Origin of the sequence: Streptomyces sp. T028 (assembly GCF_048159505.1) — a bacterium.
Taxonomy (GTDB): Bacteria; Actinomycetota; Actinomycetes; order Streptomycetales; family Streptomycetaceae; genus Streptomyces.
The window spans coordinates 202,642-226,978 of record NZ_JBLRVZ010000019.1; the positions used below are offsets into that span (position 1 = coordinate 202,642).

Here is a 24,337-nt window from a genome sequence, read left to right on the forward strand (position 1 = left end):
AGGTGGCTGCCCCGACGGAGCTGCTCGCCGCCTGGGAGATCGGGCTCACACTGCCCGCCTCCTCGGCCCAGCGGGCGGCACTGCTGCACGCGCTCGCCCGGCCCGGGCGGGCGGCCGACGAGCTGCTCGGGGTCCCGGTCGGAACCCGGGACGCCGAACTGCTCGGCCTGCGCGCCGCGCTGTTCGGCGACATCCTGTCGGTGCGGATCGGCTGCCCCGCGTGCGGTGCGGACCTGGAGTTCGACGTCGACGCGACCGGCCTGGCGGCCACCGCGCCCGAGGCCGAGCCGGAACCGCTGACCGACGGCGACTGGACGGTGCGGTTCCGGCTGCCGACGCCCGCCGACCTGCTCGCGGTGCGGGACCAGGCCGCGGAGGATCCACGACGGGGGCTCGCGGCCCGGCTGGTGCTCGAGGCACGGCGCGGCGACCGGGCGGTGCGCGCGGACCGGCTGCCGGAGCGCGTCGTACACCTGCTCGCCGAGGCGGTCGCGGCTGCGGATCCGGCGGCCGACATCTCGTTCGCCATGGCCTGCCCGGACTGCGGCGCGCAGGTGCGGACACAGCTCGACATCGCGACCTACCTGTGGGACGAGCTCGACTCGTGGGCCCGTACGACGCTCGCCGACGTCCACGCGCTGGCCTCCAGTTACGGGTGGACCGAACCCGACGTCCTGGCGCTGTCACCGCTGCGCCGCCGCTACTACCTGGAGCTGGCCGGACATGGCTGAGACACGGACACCGGACCTGTTCGACCGGCTGCTCGCCCGCACGGGGACGGCGATCCGCCCGGACGCCGTGGTAACGCTGGCGCGGCCCCGGCTGGCGATGCCGTTCGAGCGGCTGCCCGCGGCGGCACTGACCGAGACCGAGGCCGAGATCGACGCCGCCGCCCCGCCGCGGCCGGTGCCGGAGGTGCCGGCGGCACCACCGGCGACAGCGCAGGCCGGACCGCAGAGGGCGTCGGCGCCACGACCGTCGGTGCTGAGCCAGATCGAGCGGACCGTGCGGTCGATCGAGACGGTACGCACCGTGTTCGCAGGGGCGCCGGGGACGCCGGGCGGGGAGCACGCGGCCGCGCCGGTTGTCGTACGGGGCGTCGTGGAGCCGCTGGTGCCGTCGGCGGACGCGGCGGTGGAGGCCTTCGAGCAGCCGGCGTATCGACGACCGGTCGCGGACACGCCGCTGCGGCCCCCGTCCGTCCCGCTCACCGCGGCCGCACGGACAGGGCCTACGGCACGTCCCTCCGTGCCGCGGACCGCCGGTGAGGTCCGACGGCGCGAGGCGCAGGCAGCACCGGCCGAGCCGTCGGTCCAGGTCACCATCGGCCGACTCGAGGTGACGACCGCCGCGCCCGAACCGAAGCGGGAACGGAACGGCAGGACCGGACGGCCCGAGCCGACCGTCGGGCTGGCGGCCTTCCTCGACCGGCGGGAGGCGCTGTGAGCAACTACCTGGCGATCGCCCAGGCCACAGAGGCGCTGCGCGGCCTGCTGGCCCGCTCGGTGCAGTCCGACGTGCCCTACGCCGTACAGGTGGAGGCGCGCAAACCGCCGAGCGAGCCGGTCACGGAGCCCACCATCACGGTGTTCTGCTACCGGATCACCCCGAACGCGTCCCGGCGCAACGCCGACACGCCCACCCGGGACGGGGCCGGGCGGCTGCTGCGGACACCCACCGCGGCCTACGACGTGCACTACCTGATCAGCTGCTACGGCAACGAGACCCAGCTGGTGCCGCAGGCACTGCTGGGCTCGGTGGCACGCACGCTGCACGAGCAGCCGGCGCTGTCCGCGCAGGACCTGGAGGCGGCCGCCGGGCAGGCTTTCCTGGCCGGCGCCGACCTCGCGGCGTCGCCGCAGGCGGTCCGGCTGACGCCGTCGAAGATGGACCTCGAGGACCTGTCGAAGCTGTGGTCGATGCTGATCCAGACGCCGTACACACCGTCGATCGCGTTCGACGCGTCGCTGCTGCTGCTGGAGAGCCGGCAGGTGCCGGCCGCCGGCCGCCCGGTCCGGGAGCACCGGGTCCGAGTGGTCCCGGGCCGCCGTCCGGTGGTGGAGGAGCTGCGCGGACGCCCGGCCGGCTCGGACGCCGAGCCGCGGCCCGGCCCGGTGCCGGTGGGCCACGAGGTGGTGCTGACCGGGCACGACCTGAACGGCGAGAAGGTCACCGTCGACGTCGCCGGCGAGCCGGTGGACCCGTCCGCGGTCGACGACGGCCAGGTGGTGTTCACCCCGCCCGCCGGTCTGGCCCCGGGGGTGCACCCGGTACGGGTACTGCACGAGATCGCGCTCGGCGACTCGGTCCGGATCCTCGACTCGAACGAGATCGCCATGGCGCGGCAGGCCACCGTGACCGCGTCCGAGGTCACCGACGGCCGGGTCGTCGCCACCCTGGACCTCGCGGTCGGCGACCGGCAGCGGGTGTCGGTGCTGCTGGACGAGCTGGACGGATCCGGCAGCTACCGGTTCGACGCGGCCTACCCGCTGCCCGGTCCCCGGGACCCGAAGGCGGTCGCGGTCGCGACGCCGGGCGTCGCCGCCGGCAGCTATCTGCTGCGGCTGCGGATCGACGGCGTCGACACGGTGGTCGGCGAGGACCTGCGCACGCCGGTGGTGGAGTTCTGATGGACGACGACGGGCGTGAGGTCGACGCGGCGGTCATGGCCACGGCCGTGGCCGACGTGCTCGCGCGCCTCGACGCGCACGCCCGGGCCGCCGCCGACAAGGCGGCCGACGGCGGTCCTGCCGGACGGTCGCGGCGCCGGACCCGGCACACGGCGGCGGGCGCCGACGACGGCGGGACCCCGGAAGAGGGTCGCAGCGAGCCTTCGTTGTACGACGAAGGCTCGCTGGCGACGATGGCCGCCTGCTTCGGGCTGACATCGTTCGAGCGGGACCTGCTGGTGCTGTGCGCGGCGATGGAGCTGGTGCCGACCGCGGCGGCGCGCTGCGCGGCGGCGAGCGGGCGGGAGTTCCCGACCTTCTCGCTGGCCCTCGCCGCGCTGCCCGAGCCGCACTGGAGCGCGCTGACGCCGGACGCGCCGCTGCGCCGGTACCGGCTCGTCGAGGTTGCCGACGACGGGGTGCTGACCACCGCGCGGCTGCGGATCGACGAGCGGGTGCTGCACTTCCTGCTGGGCGTGTCGCAGGTCGAGCCACGGCTGCAGGGCCTGGTCGCGCGCACCGCCGTACCCGGCCGGCTGCCAAAGTCGCAGGCGCGACTGGCGGCGGAGCTGGCGGCGGCGGTGAGCGCCGACCGGGTGGCGGCGCTCTCCGGCGGCGATCTGCAGACCCGGCGCGAAGTGACGGTCACGGCGGCGCGCGCGGCCGGTTTCGCGACGTTCACGCTGTCGGCGGCCGACCTGCCGGCCGAGCCCGCGGACCGCGCGGTGCTGGCCCGGCTCTGGGAGCGCGAGGGCGTGCTGCTGCCCGCCGTACTGCTGGTCGAGGTCTCCGAGACGAGGCAGGCGGCGGCCGCGGAGGCGTTCGTGGCGATGCTCGGCGTGCCCGTGGTGCTGTCCAGCCAGGACCCGCTCGCCGCACCCGCGACGCACCGCGCGCAGCTGGTCGTCGAGCCGCTGGAGCAGGCCGAGCAGCGCGAACTGTGGCGCGCCGAGCTGGACGGCCACGCCGGTGACGTCGACGTGGCCGGACTCGTGGCGCAGTTCAGCCTGCCCGGGCACGTGATCCGGTCCGCCGGCGCGGTCGCCCGCAACGCCGGCGGCGATGTGCGGGCGGCGGCCTGGCGAGCGGGCCTGGCACACGCGCGGATCGCGCTCGACGAACTCGGCCGCCGGGTGGAGCCGCGGGCCGGCTGGGACGACCTGGTGGTGCCCGAGCGGCAGGGCGCGATCCTGCGCGAGATCGTCGCGCACGTCCGGCAGCGCGCCACCGTCTACCAGGACTGGGGTTTCGAGAACGTGCTGCGGCGGGGGCTCGGCGTCACCGCGCTGTTCGCCGGCAGCAGCGGCACAGGAAAGACGCTGGCCGCCGAGGTGGTGGCCGGCGAGCTCGGGCTGGACCTGTTCGTCATCGACCTGTCCCAGGTGGTCAGCAAGTACATCGGCGAGACCGAGAAGAACCTGCGCCGGATCTTCGACGCGGCCGAGCGCGGCGGCGCGGTGCTGCTCTTCGACGAGGCCGACGCGCTGTTCGGCAAGCGCAGCGAGGTGAAGGACTCGCACGACCGGTACGCCAACCTCGAGGTCAGCTACCTGCTGATGCGGATGGAGTCGTACCGGGGCCTGGCGATCCTGACCACGAACCAGAAGAAGGCCCTGGACCACGCGTTCCTGCGGCGGCTGCGGTTCGTGGTGGACTTCCCGTTCCCGGACGTCGCCGAACGGGCCGAGATCTGGCGGCGGGTGATCCCGCCCCAGGTCCCGGTCGACGGGGTCGCGGTCGAGCGGCTGGCGCGACTGACGGTGGCCGGCGGCAGCATCCGGAACATCGCGCTGTCGGCCGCCTTCCTGGCCGCCGACGAGGGCACCGAGCTGCGGATGCGGCATCTGCTCGCCGCCGCGCACACCGAGTACGCCAAGCTCGAGCGCTCTGTGACGTCCACGGAGGTGGCCGGATGGGTGTGAACCTGCATGTGGACGAGCTGGTGATCCGCGGCGTCGACGGCGTGCGACGTGCCGACGCGGACCGCATCGCGAGTGCGTTCACACGTGAACTCACCCGACTGCTGACCGAGCAGCCACCGGCCGCCGAGGCCGCCTCGTACGACGTCGTCAGCGGCCTGCGTCCGCTGCCCGCCACCACGAACCCGCGCCGGCTCGGGCGCGAGCTGGCGCGGGCCGTGCACCGGGAGCTGATGCGATGAGCGCCGTCACGCCGGTACGGCAGCAGCAGCCGGAGCCGCCGCGCCGGGGGCGCGCGAAACGGTCCACGCCGCTGCGCGACAAGTGGTTACGACGCACTCCGCCGGCGCCGGACGCGGTGCTCGCGCAGGCCGGGAAGCCGCTGGAGCGGGGGGTCGGGCGCGCGATGGAGGAGTGGCTCGGTCACGACTTCAGCGCGGTCCGTATCCACAGCGACCGGGACGCGGCCGCACTGGCCGCGCTGGTCGGAGCGGATGCCGTCGCCGTCGGCCAGGACATCTTCTTCGCCGCGGGCGCGTACCGCCCGGAGACCGCCCAGGGTTTACGGCTGCTCGCGCACGAGCTCCTGCACACCGTGCAGGTGCCGGACGCGCCCGGCCGGCTGCGGCTCGGCCGGCAGGACGGCACACTGAGCCGGCCGTTGGACGGGGTCGAGCGCGAGGCCGAGGAGCGGGTGGACCGTGCCTCCGGCGACCGGGGCGCGGCTCCGGCCGGGGGCGGCGAGCAGGCGGTGCGGGAGCGGGGCGCGCAGCCGGTGTCGTGGCTGCGGTTCATCAGCGTCGACGTGTCCCAGCTGCGGGCCGAGCAGCTGGACCCGGCGGCGCTGGTGGACCGGATCGTCGCCGGCGTGGTGCGTACGCTGCGCGGCGACCCGGCGGACGCGGCGGGGCGCGTGCGGCAGCAGCTGGTACGGCTGGCGCCGGAGCTGCAGTCCGCCGTGCTGGCCCGGCTGCAGCAGCGGCTTCCGTCGGCCGACTACGCGCGGGTCGAGCAGTTGGTGGTCGCGGCCGAGACGTCCGCGGGCACGCCGGTGGACACCGCCGTCGTACCGGAGCCCGTCGTGGAGCCCGCAGAGCGGGAGCGGACCGAGCGGCGCGACCGGGCCGAGCGGAAGGCGGGCGACGAACGGGGGCGCGCGGACCGGGAGCGCGACGGCGGCGACGAGGAGCGGCAGGGCGCGGAGGACCGGGACCGGGAGCGGACCGGCGAGGACGCGGCGACCAAGGACGAGCAGGACAGGCAGGACGCCGAGCGCAAGAAGGGGGCGGCGCTCGACGACCAGCGCCGCAAGGACTCCGCCGAGGAGGACGAGCAGAAACGCGAGGACGAGGAGCACCGCAAGGCCACCGAGAAGGGTGAGAAGCCGGAGGCGGAGGGCAAGGAGCAGCCCGCTGCGGAGGGCGGGCCGGCGCAGGCGGAGGCAGCGGCGCAGGGTGCGGCCGCGCCGCCGGCGGTGGCCGCGCCCGGAGCCGAGGCGGGCGGGGCCGGAGCGGGCGGGGCCGGGCCGGAGCCGATCGGGCAGGCGCCGGTCGTCGGGGCCCAGGCCGGGACGGCTGCCCCGGTCGGCAGCGGGGGCGCGGACCCGGTGCGCGAGGACCGCGCGGAGGCGGTCGCGAACGACCCGCAGGGCCCGCTGGCCCAGCACGGGCTGGCGAAGCAGCCGGGCAGGCAGGACGAACCGCCGGAGCAGGAGAAGCCGCTCCACACCGAGTCCGGTGCGGAGTCCGAGGTACCGGCGCCGGAGGCGGCCGCCGAGCCCGAACCGCCGCAGCAGGCCGTCGACCGGGCCGAGCAGGAGGCCGGGGCGGACAAGCCGGAGCCGGACCCGGTACCGAAGACCGACCCGGACCTGTCCGCGGTGCCGACCGCCGACGAGGAACTGAAGGCCGCGCCGGGGACCACGCCGCCGAAGCCGCGGGAACTGCCGACCATGCCCGCGCCGCCGCCGGTCGAGGCCGAGCCGCGGGACCTGGACCGCGCAGAGAAGGCCGAACAGGCCGCCGAGCCGGAGCTGGAGCGCGCCGACGCGGAGGCCCCACAGGACAGGGCGGTCGAGGCCGAGGGCGAACAGGCCGAGTCCGACACACCGGCGACGGCGCCCGCGGCCGACGCCACCGAGGCCGCTCCCGGCGGGCCGGCCGAAGCCGCACCGGCCACCACGACCGGCTCCGCGGAGCCCGCAACCGCGAACCCGGCTGCATCGGCACCGGCCGCCTCGACGGCCGCCGCCCTGTCCCCGGCTGCCACCGGACCTGCCGCGACCGGTGCAGGTCCGGCCTCAGCCGCGCCGGCTGCCGCACCCGTCACGGCCGAACCCGCGGCCGTCGGGGACTCAGCCGGCCCTGCTCCGGTCGGCACGTCGGCCGGGGCGGGCGGCACGGCGCTCGGGCCGGGCGCGCAGGTACCGGGTGAACCACGCCCGACCGAACCCATGCCGGGCGACCCGCACCTCGCGGAGGCCGCACCCGCCGGCGGGCCGGTGGTGGCGCAGTCGGCGGCGCCGGGTCAGCCGGGGCCTGACGGTGCCGCGCCAGGCGCAGGACCCGAGGGCTCGCTGGAGGCCGGTGGCGGCGGATGCGCCGGAGCGCCGGCGGCCACGACGGAGGCCGACGCCCAGGGCGGTGAGGGCGGAGGCGGCTGCGGCGGTGGAGGCGGCGGTGGAGGCGGAGCACCGGCCCCGGCCGAGAAGAAGGCGCAGGCGCAGCCGCCGGACGTCTCCGGTCAGGAGCCGACGGCCGCGCTCGCGACGATCTCGTCCCAGCCACCGGCCGGGATGCCGCAGGCACTCGGCGGCGTCGACCAGGCCGTGGGCACCACGGTCGGCAAGGAGCACCAGGACCTCCAGGGTGCACCGCCCACACTCGAACGCCCGAGTGGCGCTCCTCAAACGCAGTCCGGTGCCCCGCAGACCGGTGGGCCGGTGTCCACCGCGGTCGAGCCGATGACGGAGGTGACCCCGCAGACGCTCGCCAAGCAGCGCGAGGCCAACCCGCCACCGACCGCGAACACCCCGAACCCCGCGACCCGCGTCAAGGACCCGGTCATCGCCGGGGGCAACGAGGAGAAGGCCAGCGACGCCGAGATCCAGCAGCTGCAGGGCGCGGTGGGCGGCGTACCCACCAGCGACGACCGGCTGTACACCACCGTCGGCGCCGCGCCCAGGGTCAGGCTCGAGGGCGAGACCGACCCGGCGCTCGCCGACGAGCAGCACCGGCAGACCGAGGACCGGATCAACCGGACGCACACGCTCGGCAGGCAGGACGCGGCGGTCGGACTCGGCGAGGACCAGATCTACCCGAACGCGCCCGGCGAGACGCTCACCGCCTCGGTGCCCGGCCGCACGCCCGCCGGTGGCACGCCCGCCGCGGCAGGCGGTCCGGGCGGAGGCGGGACGGATCCGGACACGGTGTCGGCGGTCGCCGTACAGGAGCGTGGCCCGCAGATCCAGGCGGGCTTCGCCGACGGTCAGGGCAGGATGGGCCAGGCCCAGCAGGACAAGCAGACCCAGTCCGACCAGGCGAAGGCGGACAACCAGGCCCAGGTCCAGCAGGCGATCGCGGAGAACAGCGACCAGCAGGCCGCCGTACGCCAGGAAGCCCGCGAGGACGCCGCCGGCAGACGCGGCGAGTGGCGTGACGAGCAGGACAGGGCGGTCGAGGACAACACCAGGACCGCGACCGACGCGCACACGCAGGCCCGCGAGGACACCGGCGCGAAGAAGGCCGAGGCCGACGCCGACATCGAGAAGCGCAAGAACGAGGACAACGACCGGATCGAGAGGGAGCGCAGGGCCGCCGAGGAGAAGGCCCGCAAGGAGCGCGAGGCCAAGAAGGAGGAGTCCTCCGGCTGGTGGGGCTGGGTCAAGTCCAAGGTCAAGGCCGCCTTCAACGCGCTCGTCTCGGCGATCAAGGGCCTGTTCGACCTGGCCGTCAAGGCGATTGACGCGATCAAGGAAGGCTTCAAGAAGGCGATCAACGGTCTGATCGACCTGGCCGCGAAGGCGATCACCGGCATCATCAAGGGCCTCGCGAACGCGCTGCTGGCCGTGGTGAGCGTGATCGGCACGGTCTTCCCCGGCATCGCGGAGAAGATGCGCAAGGCGATCATCTCGATGCGCGACGCCGCGATCGCCAAGGTGCAGCAGCTCGCCGACCGGCTGAAGAAGGCGGTCAACGCGCTCATCGACGCGCTGGCCGGCGCGTTGGTCGCGGTCCTGCGGGCGTACGAGAAGCTGCTGCTCGCGGCGGTCGAGGTGGTCCGCGGCGTGGTGATGAAGGCGATCGAGTTCGTCGAGTCCGCCATCAAGCTGCTGGGTGAGCTCGCGGCCCTGGTCAAGGACATCGCGCCGGACCCGATCGGCTGGATCCGCAAGCTCGGCGGAGCGGCCAAGGAGGGGGTCCGCACCTTCCTCTGGGGCGCGATCAAGACCGCGGTCAAGGCGTGGTTCAACGACAAGGTCGAGTCCGTCGTCGGCATCGGCAAGATGCTGTGGAACGTGCTGGTGAAGGGCTGCATGTCGGTCGCGCAGATCGGCAGGATGGCCTGGCAGGCGATCGTCAAGTCGCTGCCCGCGATGATCATCTCGATCGTCATCGAGAAGCTGATCGGCCTGATCGTCCCGGCCGCCGGCGGCATCATCGCGATCGCGCAGGGCGTGATGGCGGCCTACCAGAGCATCAGCAGGATCATCGCCGCGTTCAGCGCGTTCCTGACGTTCCTGAAGGCCGTGAAGGCCGGTGGCGTCGCGGCCGCGTGCCTGTTCGCCAAGGCCGTCGCGGCCGGTGCGGTGGCGCTGCTGGAGTTCATCACGAACTTCCTGATGGTGCGGATCGCGAGCGCCCTCAAGGGCGTCGGTACGAAGCTCAAGGGCATCGCCGAGAAGATCATGAAGGGCCTCGGCCGCGGCGCCCGCGCCGTCAAGAAGACCGCCGGCCGGGCGGTCAACGCCGCCCGCCAGGCGGTACGACGCGGGGTCGCGGCCGTCAAGGGCGGTGCCGTCGCCACCGCCCGCGCGGTCAGGCGTGGCGTCACCGCGGGCGCGCGGGCGGTTCGTTCGGGCGCGAGCCGGGTGGGCGCCGCAGCCAAGAGCGGTCTGCGCGGGGCGGCCGACGGGGTACGACGTGCGGCCGGTGCGGTCGGCCGGGTGGTCGGGCCCGCGCTGAAGACGGTCAACCGGACGATCAAGCGGCTGGGCACCAAGCTCGCGAACAGCAGGCTCGGCCGCGCGCTGAAGGCGAGCGCCCGCAAACTGAAGAACCTGGTGGCCAAGGGCAAGCAGAAGTTCAAGGACTGGCGCAAGAACGTCGCGGACCGCCGCAAGCAGAACCGCCAGAACAAGAAGAAGAGGCCGCAGGAGTCCAAGGAGCAGCGGCTCGCCCGGATCATCGCGAGGCTGCGGCCGGTGCTGCGGCGGCTCTTGAAGTCCGGGGTGCGCAAAGCGCCGCTGATCGGAGTCCTGGCCGGCCTGCGGATCTGGTACCGGCTCAAGAGACTGTCCCTCTCGAACGGCGGCCATGGACAGATCCGTGCCGGTCTGAGCCCTGAGCAGCCCGTCACCGACGAGGAGACGGTTCGGCTTCTGGACATCAACCGCCGCGTCGACAAGAAGCTCGACGACATCCTTCGTCGCCGGCGTGAACGCTCGGCACGCGAAGACGCTCGACAGCCGTCCGCGAACCCACCCGCCCAGCAGGCCGACCCGACAACGCTCACTGCTGCGCGCGGTGGCCACACACTGGCCGAACACGAGCAGATGACCGCGCAGGTGGCGGCCGGGAAACCCGTCAAAGTAATCCAGGCAGAGAATTCGCCGTTCCGGATCGAGGTCGGTTCGAACGGTGTCTTCAGTATGAAGGACCCGAAAACCGGCGAAATGCTGCCGGAGTCCTACTTCCGAATGATCCGGGCGGGTGTCAAGGATGTTGGTCCGCAGAAGTTCCAGGGTTATCTGCGCAGTGCTCAGGTCAACGATTTCGCCAGCATTCCCGCTACCCGGCAAGGCGCCTCGGCCGTGTTCTTGCAGAAGACGCACACCTTGGCCGAGGGCCTGAGGGCGCCCGAGGGGGCAGTGGTGGGGCGTGCCAACCTGCAGCGCATCATCGACGCACATCCCGATCATGTCGCGTCGATGTTGAAGACGGCTCACCGGGAGAGCGCCTGGATGCGCGCCGGGTCGGTCCAGGCATTCCGCCAGCTGGCCGAGGTCAGGAGCAGGCTGGATCCGGCGATGTCGCCCGCCGATCAGCTGGCTTACGTCAGGCAGCATCGCGATCGGCTGTCGAAGCTGGACCAGAGGTACATCGAGGGCGTGCGCTTCCGGGCCAAGTACAACAGGGGCAAGACCGAGGAGCAGCTCAGGCGAGGGCTCGAGACTCCGATCGGGATGCTTCGCAAGGAGATCGACATCTTGCTCGCGCTGCACTTCGGCGATGGGTTGGTGGTTCTTCCGGAAGAAAGGCTGAAGCTGCTCCAGCGCGTGGATGACGAGGTGATTGACATGGTGATGCGTCGACTCGGGTTCCTGGATCCGCGGCGATGAGAAGGAGTCGATGACTGTGGACGTATTCAGGAGCCGGAGGCTGGTCCTGCCAGGCCCCTCCGAGTTGCCGGCGGTGGCGGACTTCGCAAGCCGACGCGGGTTCAAGTTGATCCGGGACGCCACCTCCGATCCACGGTTCGGGGTGACTCGCGAGCTCGCCTGGGAGCTCGACCCGGGCCTGGAGCTCTACTACGTCGAAGAGACCAAGATGGCGAGTTGCTTCCTCCAGGTCGAGGGGGACGACAAAGAGGACGTGAACGAGACGGCAGATCTACTGGCCGAACTGTTCCGTGCGGCCTCCCCTGAACGGCTGCTCGACGACGTCGACTCGGCTGCCACGGCGGAACAGTACGCGTCGGCGATCCTGCGCCTGGGTCTTGGAGCACCGGCGGCGTTCGACGAGGAGGTCTACCGCCGGATCGCGGCAGCGATCGATGCGGACGGTGCGGACATCCGCAGGGCCGGTATCTGGTCGACGGCGTTCTCGCGATGGCCGGAGTTCGGGGAACTGCTGGAACGAGTCGCCGCGACGGACGAGGTGCCGGAACTGCGCCGCGAGGCGGCGATCGTCGGCCAGTTCGAGGGTGGACGCTCATGACCAGGTACGCGGATCTCCCCAAGCCGGTGCAGGCCGGGATCGTGATCGTCGACCCCGAGCGGGGGACGCCGCAGCGGGTGATCGTGCTGCAGTTCAACCCGGACTCGCTGGAGCGCAGCATCGCGCCGCAGGCGGGCGGCGGGGAGCAGCAGGGGGACCGGACCGAGGCGCTGCGGTTGAAGGGGCCGGCGGTGGAGTCGTGGAAGTTCACCGCCGAGCTGGACGCCACCGACCAGCCGGCCGTGCCGTCGCCGCTCGGCATCCACCCGCACCTGGCGGCACTGGAGATGCTGATCCAGCCGCCGGCCGCGCAGGTGCGCGCGAACAGCCGGCTGGCCGGTATGGGCATGCTCGAGATCACGCCCGTGGAGCAGCCGCTGACGCTGTTCGTCTGGGGCCCGCGGCGCGTCGTACCGGTCCGGCTGACCGAGCTCTCGGTCACCGAGGAGGCGTTCGACCAGCAGCTGCAGCCGATCCGGGCCACGCTCGCGGTCGGGCTGCGGCTGCTGACGGTCAGCGACCTGCCCGCCGGGCACCGCGGCGCGGAGCTGTATCTCGCGCACCTCGCACAGAAGGAACGCCTGGCGGGGCAGCTCGCCGCGGGCAGGCTCGCGCAGCTCGGACTGACCGGCATCTGAACGTCGTACGACGAAGGACGAAGGACGAAGGGGGAAGCACATGGCAGGGCTGCTGGACGACATCCCGGCGCCGGACCCGTACCCGCGGACCAGCAGGTACCACGGCGTCGGGCAGTCCGTGCACATGACGGCGGACGGGCAGGAGATCCCGTACACGCCGCGCCGGATCCTGCCGCGGCCGGAGCGGCTGGTGCAGATCGACGAGCACGTGGTGGCCGACGGCGACCGCGCCGACAACCTGGCGAACCGGTATCTGGGCGACGCCGAGCAGTGGTGGCGGATCGCGGACGCGAACCCCGTCATGGACCCGGTCGACCTGACCCGGACCCCGGGCCGGGCACTGCGGATCACGCTGCCGGACCAGACCGGCTGACGGGACGACCGCGGCACACCGGGTCGCAAGGGCCCGGTGAACGAAGACGGAGGGGGACCGATGGCTGAGGCGCCGGTTCGGTTGTTGCTGATGATGGGGCGGCAGATCGCGGTGCCCGCGCCCGAGGCGGTGACCGAGGCGTTGCTCTCGGCGCAGATCACGGTCAGCGCGGGGCAACGCAGCGGGTTCCAGCTGGCGTTCGACCTGTCGAAGAGCGGGCTGATCGGGCGGACACTGCTGCCGTCCGGGTTCTTCGACCCGCCGACCCGGGTGGTGCTGACGGCGATCGTGCGCGGGACGCCGACGGTGCTGATGGACGGGATCATCCTGCGGCACGAGGTCGGCGTGAGCGGCGTGCCGGGGCAGTCGACGCTGACGCTGACCGGCGAGGACCTGACGGTGCTGATGGACCTCGAGGAGCGCGAGGGTGTGCCTTTTCCGGCGATGGGTCCGGCGATCCGGGTGGCGACGATCATCGCGCAGTACGCGCAGTACGGGATCGTGCCGTTGGTCGTCCCCGAGCTGGTGCCGCAGACGCCGCTGCCGACGCAGCGGGTGGACTTCCAGAAGGGCACCGACCTCGGCTACCTCAACGAGCTGGCCAGGGCGAACGGGTACGTGTTCTACCTCGACCCCGGTCCGGTGCCCGGGATCAGCAAGGGCTACTGGGGACCGGAGTCGCGGATCGGCGTCCCGCAGCACGCGCTGACCGTGAACTCCGACCATCTGTCGAACGTGGACCAGATGACGTTCGGGTTCGACGGCTCGGCCCGGGAACAACCGGTCGCACGGATCCAGATCCCCGCCACCAAGGTGGCGCTGCTGCTGCCGGTGCCCGAGGTGAGCGTGCTGCGGCCGCCGCTCGCGGCCCGGCCGGCGCCGGCGCTGAAGAAGAAGGTGATCGCGGACACCGCCAAGAAGGAGCCGGCGCAGGCGGTCGCCGAGGCGCTCGCCAAGGCGGTCGAGTCGTCCGACGCGGTGAGCGGCTCCGGCCAGCTCGACGTCACCCGGTACGGGCACGTGCTGCGGCCCCGCGAGCTGGTCGGCGTGCGCGGGGCGGGACTGACGTACGACGGCCTCTACTACGTGAAGTCCGTGACGCACAACCTGCAGCGCGGCTCGTACACCCAGAACTTCACCCTGGCCCGCGAGGGCCTGGTGTCCCTGACCCCGGCCGTGCTCCCGTGAGGACGACAGATGCCAGAAGCGACGAAGTATCTCGGCAAGTACCGCGGCACCGTGGTGAACAACGTCGACCCGATGCAGCAGGGCCGGATCCAGGCGATGGTGCCGGACGTGCTCGGCGACACCCCGTGCACGTTCGCGATGCCGTGCCTTCCGCTGGCCGGTCCGCAGACCGGGGTGTACGTCGTACCGGTGGTCGGGGCCGGGGTGTGGATCGAGTTCGAGCAGGGCGACCCCAGCTTCCCGATCTGGACGGGCTGCTGGTTCGGCTCGGTGGCCGAGGTGCCGCCGACCGCGCTGGCCGGCCCGCCGGGGCAGCCGAACATCGTGCTGCAGACCCGCGGCCAGTACACCGTCCTCATGTCCGACCTGCCCGGCGGCCCGGGCATCACGCTGCGCTCACCGGGCGGGGCGATGATCACGGTCAACGACACCGGGATCCTGATCAGCAACGGCAAGGGCGCGACGATCTCACTGGTCGGCAATGTGGTGGACGTCAACACCGGCGGGCTCACGGTGACTTGACCATGACGAACATCCTGCACGTGAACGCGACCGTCAGCTGCCCGCACGGCGGGCGGGCGTCGTACCTGCCGGCTGCCCCGCGGGTGAACCTGTCCGGCCAGCCCGGCGCAACCGTGGCCGGCGCCTGGCTGATCGCGGGCTGCCCGTTCACCGTCGGGACCAAGCCGCAGCCGTGCGTGACGATCCGCTGGGTGACCCCGGCGGCGCGGGTGACGGTGGCGGGGGCACCGGTGGTGACGCAGGCGTCGACCGGGCTGTGCCTCAGCGCGGAACAGGTCCCGCAGGGGCCGCCGCTGGTGACGGTCGTACAGCAACGAACCAAAGGGGTCTGAGCAAGTGACCGAGCGGATCGACATCGACTTCCCGTTCCGGGTGGACCGGCGGGGGCGCACGGCGGACGTCGGGTACGACGGCCATGTAGGGGACCTGATCGAGCTGGTGCTGTTCACCAGCCCGGGCGAACGCGTGATGCGCCCGGACTTCGGCTGCGGCCTGCTGGACCTGGTGTTCGAGCCGAACAGCCCGGAGCTGGCGGCCACCCTGCAACTGGCCGTCCACGCACAGCTGGAGCGCTGGCTGGGTGACGTGATCCAGATCGAGGCGGTGGTCGTCGAGAGCGACGACAACGTGCTGCGGGTCCATGTGGCGTACGTCGTCAAGGCGACCGGCGACCGCCGTACCGAGACGTTCGAGGGGAGGGCGCCATGAACACCGGGGGGAACACCCGGGGGAACACCGGGGAGACGGCACGGTGTGGGACCGGGCACCGGCGCGGGGACGTCAGGAGGGCGAAGCTCAACGGCGTCGACGCCGTGGAGGCGCACGACGACGGGCTGACGCTGGTGGTGACGTTCCTCGGCAAGGCACCGAAGCGGCTCGCCCCGGGCAACATCCGGATCGACGGCGGCCGCCGGATCACCGGTGTGCACGTCACCGAGGTGACAATCGAGCGCGAGGAGGACGCGGACCTGGACGACCGGGCGTTCGTCGTGGTCGACCGCACCGGCGACACCTCGCCGTACACGCTGTCCGTGGTGGAGCCGGACGCCTACGGGCGGCCGGGGACCGAGCCGGCGGCCGGGTTCGACCCGCGCTACTCCCGTGCCGACTTCGTGTTCCACCCGCAGTGCCCGGCGCGGTCCGACTGCGCGTGCGGGTGCGGCGGGGAGCACCACGACGCCCGGCCGGTGCCGGTGATCGACTACACGGCGCGGGACTACTCGACGCTGCGCCGGCAGCTGCTGGACCGGATGACGCTGGTCGCGCCCTCCTGGGTGGAGCGGCATGTGCCGGACCTCGGGACGACCGTGATCGAGCTGCTCGCGTACGTCGGTGACCAGCTGGAATACCAGCTGGACGCGGTGGCGACCGAGGCGTACCTGCACACCGCGCGGCGGCGGACCTCGGTGCGGCGGCACGTCCGGCTGGTCGACTACCCGATGCATGACGGGTGCAACGCGCGTGCCGCGGTGACGCTGAGCGTGGAAGACGAGGTGACGCTGCGGCCGGGCACGTTCCGGTTCGCGGCGATCGACGTCAGCCAGGTGGACCCGGTGGAGCGGCCGGATCTGGGGGCGGTCGTGACCGACAGGGCGCTGGCCGCCCTGCCACCGGCCGTGCGGACCGACATCTTCGAGCCGGTCGCGAGCGGGGAGACCGAGCTGCGGCCGACGCACAACCGGATCCGGTTCCACACCTGGGGCGACGAGGAGTGCTGCCTGCCGAAGGGCGCGACGTCGGCGACGCTCGTCGACGAGGGGCTGTACCTGGTCCCCGGTGACCTGCTGGTGATCGAGGAGGTGCTCGGCCCGCGCACCGGCGCGACGGCCGACGCCGACCCGGCGCACCGGCAGGTCGTGCGGCTCACCTCGGTGACGCCGGCGTGCGACGCGCTCTACGACCGGGCGGTCGTAGAGGTCACCTGGGCGGACGAGGACGCGCTGACCTTCAGCGCCTGCCTGACGACGAAGGGCGGCCCGGCGTGCGAGCGGCTCGTCGACGTGACCGTCGCGCGGGGCAACGTCGTCCTGGTCGACCACGGGCGGGACCTGACGTTCTGCGGCGGGCACCCGGACGAGTACGACGTCCCCTCGGCGCCGGTGGCCCCGCCGGTGTGCGAGCCGGGCTGCTGCCCGGACCGTCCCCGGCAGGGGCCCGCCGGGGAGGCGATCGTGGGCCTGATGACGGTGGCGCGGCGCGGTGAGCAGCTCACCGAGGAGCAGGTCACGACGCTGCGCGGGCTGGTCGGCCAGGCGGCCCTGGACCGGGCCGGGCTGGACGCGGGCGCGCCCGCGGCCGACCAGGCGGCGAGCCTGGACACGCTGCTGGCGCAGCTGAGCCACCCGGGCACGGTGGAGCCCTTCCACCCCGAGCTGACCGACAGACCGGTGACGCACCGGACGGCGTACCCCGACCCGGCGCTGGTGTCGTCCGGGCAGGCGGACCTGCTCGACGGCATCGCCGCGCGGGCCAAGGCGCGGATCACCGTGCTGTGGCGCGGGGCCCGGCCGCTGACCGGGGAGGAGATCGCCGAGCTGCGGCTCCTCGTCGGGCAGGCGGTGCTGGACCGGCTCGGGTTCGCGGACGACGAGGCGCGGGCGCTGCGCGACCTGCTGCTGCGCTACGAGTCCCTGCTGGGGGCGAAGATCCGGCGGCTGGCGCGGCTGTCCCGCCGGGCACGCGACGGCGAGGTGCTCGGTGGCTGGCTCATCGACGAGCTCGCGCAGACCTGGGGTCCGTCGTACGCCGACGGCCTGCGGGCCGACGACCCGCGGCTGGCCGGTCCGGCCTCGGCCGCGCTCACCCAGGACCCACGCGCCGCGCTGCCCGCGGTGACCGTCACGGCCCGCACGCCGGACGGCGCGTCGGCGGGGGAGTGGACGCCGCGCCGCGACCTGCTGACCGCGACGCCGGACACGAAGGCGTTCGTCGGCGAGGCCGAGCAGGACGGCCGGCTGGCCCTGCGGTTCGGCGACGGTGTGCACGGCGCGCCACCGCCGGCGGGCGGGCGGATCGCCGTCCGCTACCGGGTGGGCAACGGTGCCGCGGGCAACGTCGGCGCCGAGGCGATCGGGCACCTGGTGCTGTGCGACGGCCACGACGACGCCGTCACCCTGGTGCGCAACCCGCTGCCGGCGCGCGGCGGGACCGAGCCGGAGGCCCTCGACGACGTACGACGGCTGGCGCCGCTGCAGCCGCACCAGGTCAGGCTGCGGGCGGTGACCGCGGACGACTACGCCGAACTGGCCTCGGCGGTGCCGGGTGTGCAGCGGGCGGCGGCAGACCTTCGCTGGACCGGCACCGGCCAGGAGGTGCACGTCGCGGTCGACGCCCTCGGCACCGGGGCGCCGGGCACGAAGCTGCTGGCCCGGGTCGCGCACACGTTGGACGGCGTGCGGCGGATCGGGCACGACGTGGTCGTGGAGCCCGCGACGGCGGTGCCGGTGGACCTGGAGCTGCGCGTCTGTGCCGCCCCGGGCCACCAGCGCGGTCACGTGCACGATGCGGTGCGGCGGGCGGTGCTGGCGCTGTTCGCGCCGGACGCGGTGACGTTCGGCGATCCGGTGCGGATCAGCCGGGTGGTGGCGGCGGTGGCCGCGGTACCGGGTGTGACGAGCGTGCTGGTGACCCGGTTGCGGCGGCTGTTCGCGCCGGACGCCGGCGAGCTGGACGAGGGGCTGCTGCGGATCGGGCCGCTGGAGGTCGCGCAGCTGGACGACGACCGCGACCGGCCGGAGAACGGCCGGCTGCACATCGAGATCGGGGGAGGCCGATGACCGGGGGCTGTCGGTGCGGTACGGGCGGCGGGGACTGGTGCACCGGAACCGAGCTGGAGACGCCGTTCAGCCGGGCGAACCCGCCGGGGCTGGCGCAGATCGCGTACCGGACCGGTGACCACCACGCGTTCTGGTCGTCGATGCTGGCGCGGCTGTCCAGCCCGGCGTACCCGGAGCTGGGCGACCTGCTGGTGCGCACCCCGGACGACCCGGCGCTGTCGTGGCTGGACGCGTGGGCGGTGCTGGGCGACCTGCTCGGGTTCCACACCGAGCAGGTGGCGAACGAGGGCTACCTGCGCACCGCGACCCGCGCGGACTCGTTGCTGCTGTTCGGCCGGCTGGTGGGGCACACGCCGCGGCCGGGTGTCGGCGCGGGCGTGTATCTCGCCTACCAGGTGGACCGGGACCGGGCGGTGATGATCCCGGCCGGGTCACGGGCGCAGAGCGTGCCGGGGACGGGCCAGGAGCCGCAGTCGTTCGAGACCGTCGAGGACCTCGCGGCACGGGCGGCGTGGAACGACCTGAAGGTACGGCTGCGACGGCCCTACCCGGTGCGGCTGCGGGGTGACCGCACGATCGACCGGCGCGAGGTGCACCTGGCCGGTGCGGGGGCGCGGCTGCAGACCGGTGACCGGCTGCTGTTCGTGTTCGGCACCGAACCGGGGCGGCAGGCGCTCGACGTGGTGCAGGCGAGCACTGTCGACGAGGTCGAGGGGATCACCTCGGTGCTCATGCCGGGCGCGAAACCGCCGACGTTCGCCGCGCTGCGGGACAGGTTCCGGGACAAGGTCGCCGAACTGCTGGAGGACGACAAGTACCGCGACAGCAGGATCGTCAGGCGATATGTCGACACCGTGCTCGTGCCGCTGAAGGACCGGCTGCCGTCGGAGCCCGTCGTCATCGGAGCCGTCCCGGGCGCCGCGGTCGGCCTCGACGAGGACGGCGGGGACTCGGACGGCGAAGACCCGGACGCGATCACGACCCCGACCGAGTTCGCGCGGGCGCTCGACGACGCGCTGCAGCTGCTGGAGGAGTCGCTGGCGGCGGCAGCGCCGTACCCGGCGGTGCACGCCTTCCTCGCCGCGCTGCGCACGGACCTGACCGGGATCCGCACGCTGACCGGCCGGCTGGAGCCCGAGCAGGACCGGCCCGCGGACGAGGACGAGAACCTGTTCGACAAGCTCGCCCTCGCGCGCTTCGTCGCCACCGGCAAGGGGGCCGGTGCCAACGGGGCCACCGGCAACGGGCCCAGCGATGCGCCGCCGGCCGACGACCCGGCGCTGCTCGGACTGGCCGCGCTGCTCGGTTCGCTGCGCAAACCGCTCACGCCGCAGCCGTCGTCCGCCCGCGCGCTGCGGCTGGACCCGGCGGACGTGTTCAGCACCGGATCCGATGCCGGTGTCCGGCTGCTGACCGCGCTCGACCCACGGCTCGCCTCGCTGTACGAGGCCTGGCGCAACGTCAACCTCACGAAACCGCTGCCGCTCGCCGGACTGCAGGCGATGCGCACGGTGGCGACCCCGTTCGGCGCGACCGCGCCGCTGCAGCCGGACTACGACGACAACGGGCGGATCGTCGGGCACATCGAGTGGCCGCTGACGGGCTCGAAGTCGCTGACCTTCACCGTCGAGTACGACGCCGGCACGCCGAAGACGCTCATCGCGCGATGGATCGAGTCCGGCAGCCCGGTCGGCGTGTCGCAGGACCTGCCGTTCGTCGGTTCGATCCGGGTGGGGCCCCTGGGGGTCTGGGTCACCACCACGACACCGGACGACGCTCCGGCCACCGTGGGGCTGTGGTGCTGGGGCAACGACATCGCACGCACGGTTGCTTTCACCGGGCCGAAGCCGGACAGCGGTACACCGCAGGGCAAGATCACCGTCGAGGTCGCCCCGACGTTCGGGACCGACCCGGCGCCGGTCGTCAAGGACCTCGAACCCGGCGACGAGGAGACCACCACCCACGGCGGCATCAACGTCGTACTCGGCCGGGCCGAGCGGACCGACGACCCGGACAGGGTCACGGTCGCGCTGACCACCACCAGCACGGTGTCGCCGAACGTGCTCGTACTGGACGCCGTGTACCCGGGGATCGGACCGGAGAGCTGGGTCGTGATCGAACGGCCGGGCGCCGTACCGTCGCTGCAGAAGCTGGTCACCCGGGTCGAGACCGCCCGGGTCATCTCACAGGCCGACTTCGGGATCACCGGCAAGGTCACCGAGCTGACCCTGGCGGACGCGTGGCTCGGCCCCGAGGACACACAGCTGTCCCAGATCCGCAGAACCACGGTGTACGCGGGCGGCGAGCCGCTCACCGTCGCCACCGAGCCGATCCCGGACGACGTGGCAGGCGGCGTCATCGAGCTGGCCGAGCTGTACGACGAGCTGGAGCCGGGCCGCTGGGTGATCGTGGCCGGTGAGCGCACCGACATCCCGGACACACCGGGGGTACGGGCCGCCGAGCTCGCGATGGTCGCCGGCGTCTCGCACGCGGTCGACCCGGCCAAGCCCGGGGAGCCGGTGCACACCACGATCACGCTCGCGGGACCGCTGGCGTACACCTACCGCCGTACGACGGTGACGATCCACGGCAACGTCGTACGGGCCGACGCCGGCGCGACCCGGGACGAGCCGATCGGCAGCGGCGACGCGGGGCAGGCCGGGCAGACCTTCACCCTGTTCGCCGCGCCGCTGACCTGGCTGCCGGCCGACAACCCGCGCGGCGCCCGCAGCACACTCCAGGTGCGGGTCGACGGGGTGCTGTGGCACGAGGTCGACAGCCTCGCCGGGCAGCCGCCGACCGCGAAGGTCTACGTCACCGGCACCGGCGAGGACGGCCGCACCACGGTCGGCTTCGGCGACGGCGTGCACGGCGCCCGGCTGCCCACCGGCCACGAGAACGTCCGGGCCCGCTACCGGGTCGGGATCGGTGCCGCGGGCAACGTCGCCGCCGACACCGTGACCACACCGCTGACCCGCCCGCTCGGCGTCACCGGCGTCACCAACCCACTGCCGGCGGGCGGCGGGGCCGACCCGGACGGGCTGCGGCAGACCCGGCGGCAGATCCCGCTCGCGGTGGCGGCGCTGGACCGGCTGGTCGGGATCACCGACTACGAGGACTTCACCAGGTCGCGGGCCGGGATCGGCCGGGCCGCGGCACGGCGGATCTTCGCCGGCCGCGAGCTGATGCACGTCACCATCGCCGGCGCCGGTGACATCACCCTCGACGAGGACGGCGAGATCGTCCGGTCGCTGCGCTCCGCGCTCGGACAGTACGGCGACCCGCAGCTGCCGGTCCGGGTGGACGTGCGCGAGCTGGTGCTGCTGGTGATGTCGGCCGGGCTGAAGATCGCGCCGGACCATTCCTACGACCTGGTGGAGCCGAAGGTACGACGCGCGCTGCTGGAACGGCTCGGATTCGACAGTCGCGAGCTGGGCCAGCCGGCGTACCTGTCCGAGGCGATCGCCGCCGCGCAGGCGGTGCCGGGAGTCGAGTACGTCGACGTGGACGTGTTCGCCGGCGTCCCGGGCAGCATGACGCCGGCCGGGCTGCAGAAGCTGGCGTCCACGCTGACCACGCCGAACCCGGTGGTGCCGGCCCGCCAGGCGTCCTACACGGTCGAGTACCACGACGTGCGGCCGCCCGACGGCGGCGACCCCGCGTCGTACAGCGAGTCGTTGACGTTGGTCGCCGCCCGGAGCGGCATCACGGTCGCCGAGCTGCTCCGGCTGAACCCCGGGCTGCCACCGGCCGAGCCGCTGCCGGCGGGCACCCGCGTGGTGGTGTTCGCCGGTGTCCGGCCCGCGCAGCTGGTGCTGCTGTCACCCGCTGTCCCGACCACGTTGATCCTGAAGGAGGTACGCCGATGAGCCGCAGGCCGGACCGACTGAGCGAGCTGCTCGCGCTGCACATCCGCAAGACCGACGCCGAGAACGGCTCCGCGCTGCGGGCGCTGCTCGCGGTGATCGGCGAGCAGGTCGACCTGGTGCAGAGCGATCTGGAGCGGCTGTACGACAACTGGTTCGTGGAGACCGCCGAGAGCTGGGCGGTCCCTTATCTGGGCGACCTGGTGGGCTACCGGCTGCTGCCCGGGCACGAGGAGGCGCTCGCGACGGCGACCACGGACCGGCTGGTGGCCCGGCTGGCGCCGCGGCGGGACGTCGCCGCGACGGTGGGCGCGAGGCGGCGCAAGGGGACGCTGCCGATGCTGGAGGAGCTGGCGTCGTCGGTGGCGGACTGGCCGTCGCGGGCGGTCGAGTTCCATCGTCTGCTGCTGCGCGACCAGCCGATCGGGCTGTACCCGTCCTCGGACGAGGCCGCGGTGCGGCGGGCGCGGGCGGCGCCGGGGCTGGCCGACGTACGCGACGACGCGGCGCTGGTGGGGATCGGCGGGCCGTTCGAGACGCAGGGCCACCTCGCCGAGGCCGCGCGCATCAGCTCGGCACGACGGCAGGGACGGTACCGTCCGGCGAACGTCGGAGTGTACGTGTGGCGGCTGAGGCCGCAGCCGCTGACCCACGCGCCGGCGTACTGCGTCGACCGGGCCCGCAACCAGTACACGTTCTCGATCCTCGGCAACGACGTGCCCCTGGCGACCAGGCCGGTGCCCGAGCCCTCGCCGGAGCACATCGCGGGACGCGAGCACGTGCCGGCGCCGATCACCCGGCGCGAACTCGCCGACCGGCTGCCGGACTTCTACGGCCGGGACAAGAGCTTCGCGATCTGGCGCGACGGGCAGCCGGACCCGGTGCCGGTGAGCGACATCGTGGTGGCCGACCTGTCGGGCTGGTTCTACCGGGCGCGGCGCGGCCAGGTGGTCGTGGACCCGGAGCTCGGGCGGATCGTGTTCGGGGCGCGGTCGGCGCCGCGCCGCGGCGTGTGGGTGAGCCACCACTTCCTCCAGCCGTCCGAACTCGGTGGCGGGGAGTACCCGCGGGACGTGACGACGCCGGGTGCGGCGAAGGTGTACCGGGTCGGGCCGGAGGAGGAGTTCGAGCGGATCCAGCTGGCCTACGCGGCGTGGCAGCACGACAACTCCGGTGGCGCCCAGCCGGAGGCGGTGATCGAGATCGCGGACTCCGGGGCGTACCAGGAGCAGTTGGAGTTCGTGCTGTCGCCGGGGGACCGGCTGGAGCTGCGCGGCGCGGAGCGCAGGCGGCCGGTGCTGCGGCTGCTGGACTGGTACAGCAACCGGCCGGACTCGCTGCAGATCCGGGCGCTCTGCCCGGAGGAGGGCGACGACCGGCCGCCGCCGCGGTTCGTGCTCGACGGGTTGCTGGTCACCGGCCGTGGGGTCAGCGTGACCGGGCCGATGGGTGCGGTCGTCGTACGGCACTCGACGCTGGTGCCCGGGTGGTCGCTGGAGCCGCACTGCCGTCCCACGCACCCGCAGGAGCCCAGCCTGGTCCTGGAGAACACCACGGCGTGCGTGGAGATCGCGAACAGCGTCGTCGGATCGATCCTGGTGGTCAACGACGAGGTAGGGACCGATCCCGTCACGGTGTGCGTCACCGACTCGGTGCTGGACGCGACTGGTGCGGACCGCGAGGCGGTGTCGGCGCCGGAGTGCCGGCACGCGCACGCGGAGCTGACGGTGCGGCGGTCGACGGTGATCGGCGAGGTGCACGCGCACGCGGTCCGGCTGGGCGAGAACTCGGTCTTCGACGGCCTGATGCACGTCGCGCGGCGGGGGATCGGGTGCCTGCGGTTCTGCTGGGTGCCGCCGGGGTCGAGGACGCCGCGCCGCTACCACTGTCAGCCGGACCTGGTCGGGGAGGACCTGCGGCGGCTCGCCGAGTCCGGTGACGTCGACCCGGCGGACCTGCCGCGGTTGCGCTCGCTGGAGGCCGCGCGGGTGCGGCCGCGGTTCACCAGCCGACGGTACGGGACACCGGCCTACGTCCAGCTCGCGCTGTCGTGCGCGGTGGAGATCAGCCGGGGCGCGGACGACGGCTCCGAGCTCGGGGTGCTGCACGACCTGTTCCAGCCACAGCGGGAGGACAACCTGCGGGCGCGGCTCGCGGAGTTCTCACCGGCCGGCATGGACGCCGGGATCGTCCCGGTCAACTGACACAGCGTCATTCGATTACTCGGGA

The 24,337-nt window shown here is 73.4% G+C and carries 16 protein-coding genes; all 16 read left to right on the forward strand.

Annotated features, from left to right (window positions below; translation table 11 throughout):
- Positions 1-2 precede the first annotated feature (2 nt).
- From ACLZN2_RS19460 to ACLZN2_RS19535, 16 genes are read left to right on the forward strand one after another with little or no spacing between them, the layout of a single operon-like run.
- Positions 3-731: a hypothetical protein gene (locus ACLZN2_RS19460; RefSeq protein WP_416979757.1), complete on the forward strand. Its 729-nt coding sequence runs from the start codon at positions 3-5 to the stop codon at positions 729-731.
- Positions 724-1,446: a hypothetical protein gene (locus ACLZN2_RS19465; protein ID WP_416979758.1), complete on the forward strand. Its 723-nt coding sequence runs from the start codon at positions 724-726 to the stop codon at positions 1,444-1,446. Before ACLZN2_RS19460 ends, ACLZN2_RS19465 begins: the two co-directional genes overlap by 8 nt.
- Positions 1,443-2,630, forward strand: coding sequence for a Pvc16 family protein (locus ACLZN2_RS19470; protein WP_416979759.1), 1,188 nt, complete (start codon positions 1,443-1,445; stop codon positions 2,628-2,630). The genes ACLZN2_RS19465 and ACLZN2_RS19470 overlap by 4 nt, the downstream gene beginning before the upstream one ends.
- Entirely contained in the window at positions 2,630-4,591 is a 1,962-nt protein-coding gene (locus ACLZN2_RS19475; RefSeq protein ID WP_416979760.1) for an ATP-binding protein, read from the forward strand. The genes ACLZN2_RS19470 and ACLZN2_RS19475 overlap by 1 nt, the downstream gene beginning before the upstream one ends.
- On the forward strand, positions 4,582-4,830 hold the full coding sequence (locus tag ACLZN2_RS19480; protein WP_416979761.1) for a hypothetical protein: 249 nt from the start codon (positions 4,582-4,584) through the stop codon (positions 4,828-4,830). The genes ACLZN2_RS19475 and ACLZN2_RS19480 overlap by 10 nt, the downstream gene beginning before the upstream one ends.
- Positions 4,827-11,147, forward strand: coding sequence for an eCIS core domain-containing protein (locus ACLZN2_RS19485; RefSeq protein WP_416979762.1), 6,321 nt, complete (start codon positions 4,827-4,829; stop codon positions 11,145-11,147). Before ACLZN2_RS19480 ends, ACLZN2_RS19485 begins: the two co-directional genes overlap by 4 nt.
- A gap of 10 nt (positions 11,148-11,157) precedes the next feature.
- Positions 11,158-11,745, forward strand: a complete 588-nt coding sequence (locus ACLZN2_RS19490) for a hypothetical protein (RefSeq protein WP_416979763.1) — start codon at positions 11,158-11,160, stop codon at positions 11,743-11,745.
- Positions 11,742-12,383: a hypothetical protein gene (locus tag ACLZN2_RS19495; protein WP_416979764.1), complete on the forward strand. Its 642-nt coding sequence runs from the start codon at positions 11,742-11,744 to the stop codon at positions 12,381-12,383. Before ACLZN2_RS19490 ends, ACLZN2_RS19495 begins: the two co-directional genes overlap by 4 nt.
- Before the next feature lie 40 nt (positions 12,384-12,423).
- Positions 12,424-12,756, forward strand: a complete 333-nt coding sequence (locus ACLZN2_RS19500) for a tail protein X (protein ID WP_416979765.1) — start codon at positions 12,424-12,426, stop codon at positions 12,754-12,756.
- A gap of 60 nt (positions 12,757-12,816) precedes the next feature.
- Positions 12,817-13,944: a hypothetical protein gene (locus ACLZN2_RS19505; RefSeq protein WP_416979766.1), complete on the forward strand. Its 1,128-nt coding sequence runs from the start codon at positions 12,817-12,819 to the stop codon at positions 13,942-13,944.
- Positions 13,945-13,953: 9 nt separating this feature from the next.
- A complete protein-coding gene (locus ACLZN2_RS19510; RefSeq protein WP_416979767.1) occupies positions 13,954-14,466 on the forward strand; it encodes a phage baseplate assembly protein V in 513 nt (170 codons plus the stop codon).
- Between the two features lie 2 nt (positions 14,467-14,468).
- A complete protein-coding gene (locus ACLZN2_RS19515; RefSeq protein WP_416979768.1) occupies positions 14,469-14,798 on the forward strand; it encodes a hypothetical protein in 330 nt (109 codons plus the stop codon).
- A 4-nt stretch (positions 14,799-14,802) separates the two neighbouring features.
- Complete coding sequence (locus ACLZN2_RS19520) at positions 14,803-15,174, forward strand: GPW/gp25 family protein (protein ID WP_416979769.1); 372 nt, start codon at positions 14,803-14,805, stop codon at positions 15,172-15,174.
- Entirely contained in the window at positions 15,171-18,242 is a 3,072-nt protein-coding gene (locus ACLZN2_RS19525) for a putative baseplate assembly protein (RefSeq protein ID WP_416979770.1), read from the forward strand. Before ACLZN2_RS19520 ends, ACLZN2_RS19525 begins: the two co-directional genes overlap by 4 nt.
- Positions 18,239-22,111: a putative baseplate assembly protein gene (locus ACLZN2_RS19530; protein WP_416979771.1), complete on the forward strand. Its 3,873-nt coding sequence runs from the start codon at positions 18,239-18,241 to the stop codon at positions 22,109-22,111. The genes ACLZN2_RS19525 and ACLZN2_RS19530 overlap by 4 nt, the downstream gene beginning before the upstream one ends.
- Complete coding sequence (locus ACLZN2_RS19535; protein ID WP_416979772.1) at positions 22,108-24,312, forward strand: hypothetical protein; 2,205 nt, start codon at positions 22,108-22,110, stop codon at positions 24,310-24,312. Before ACLZN2_RS19530 ends, ACLZN2_RS19535 begins: the two co-directional genes overlap by 4 nt.
- The last annotated feature ends 25 nt before the right edge of the window (positions 24,313-24,337 follow it).

Bases quoted from the DNA above. Each gene is read 5' to 3' on its own strand.
- ACLZN2_RS19480 (WP_416979761.1), top strand. From the start codon at position 4,582: ATGGGTGTGAACCTGCATGTGGACGAGCTGGTGATCCGCGGCGTCGAC.
- ACLZN2_RS19535 (WP_416979772.1), top strand. From the start codon at position 22,108: ATGAGCCGCAGGCCGGACCGACTGAGCGAGCTGCTCGCGCTGCACATC.
- ACLZN2_RS19510 (WP_416979767.1), top strand. From the start codon at position 13,954: ATGCCAGAAGCGACGAAGTATCTCGGCAAGTACCGCGGCACCGTGGTG.
- ACLZN2_RS19485 (WP_416979762.1), top strand. From the start codon at position 4,827: ATGAGCGCCGTCACGCCGGTACGGCAGCAGCAGCCGGAGCCGCCGCGC.
- ACLZN2_RS19530 (WP_416979771.1), top strand. From the start codon at position 18,239: ATGACCGGGGGCTGTCGGTGCGGTACGGGCGGCGGGGACTGGTGCACC.
- ACLZN2_RS19495 (WP_416979764.1), top strand. From the start codon at position 11,742: ATGACCAGGTACGCGGATCTCCCCAAGCCGGTGCAGGCCGGGATCGTG.
- ACLZN2_RS19505 (WP_416979766.1), top strand. From the start codon at position 12,817: ATGGCTGAGGCGCCGGTTCGGTTGTTGCTGATGATGGGGCGGCAGATC.
- ACLZN2_RS19475 (WP_416979760.1), top strand. From the start codon at position 2,630: ATGGACGACGACGGGCGTGAGGTCGACGCGGCGGTCATGGCCACGGCC.
- ACLZN2_RS19515 (WP_416979768.1), top strand. From the start codon at position 14,469: ATGACGAACATCCTGCACGTGAACGCGACCGTCAGCTGCCCGCACGGC.
- ACLZN2_RS19465 (WP_416979758.1), top strand. From the start codon at position 724: ATGGCTGAGACACGGACACCGGACCTGTTCGACCGGCTGCTCGCCCGC.
- ACLZN2_RS19500 (WP_416979765.1), top strand. From the start codon at position 12,424: ATGGCAGGGCTGCTGGACGACATCCCGGCGCCGGACCCGTACCCGCGG.
- ACLZN2_RS19490 (WP_416979763.1), top strand. From the start codon at position 11,158: ATGACTGTGGACGTATTCAGGAGCCGGAGGCTGGTCCTGCCAGGCCCC.
- ACLZN2_RS19525 (WP_416979770.1), top strand. From the start codon at position 15,171: ATGAACACCGGGGGGAACACCCGGGGGAACACCGGGGAGACGGCACGG.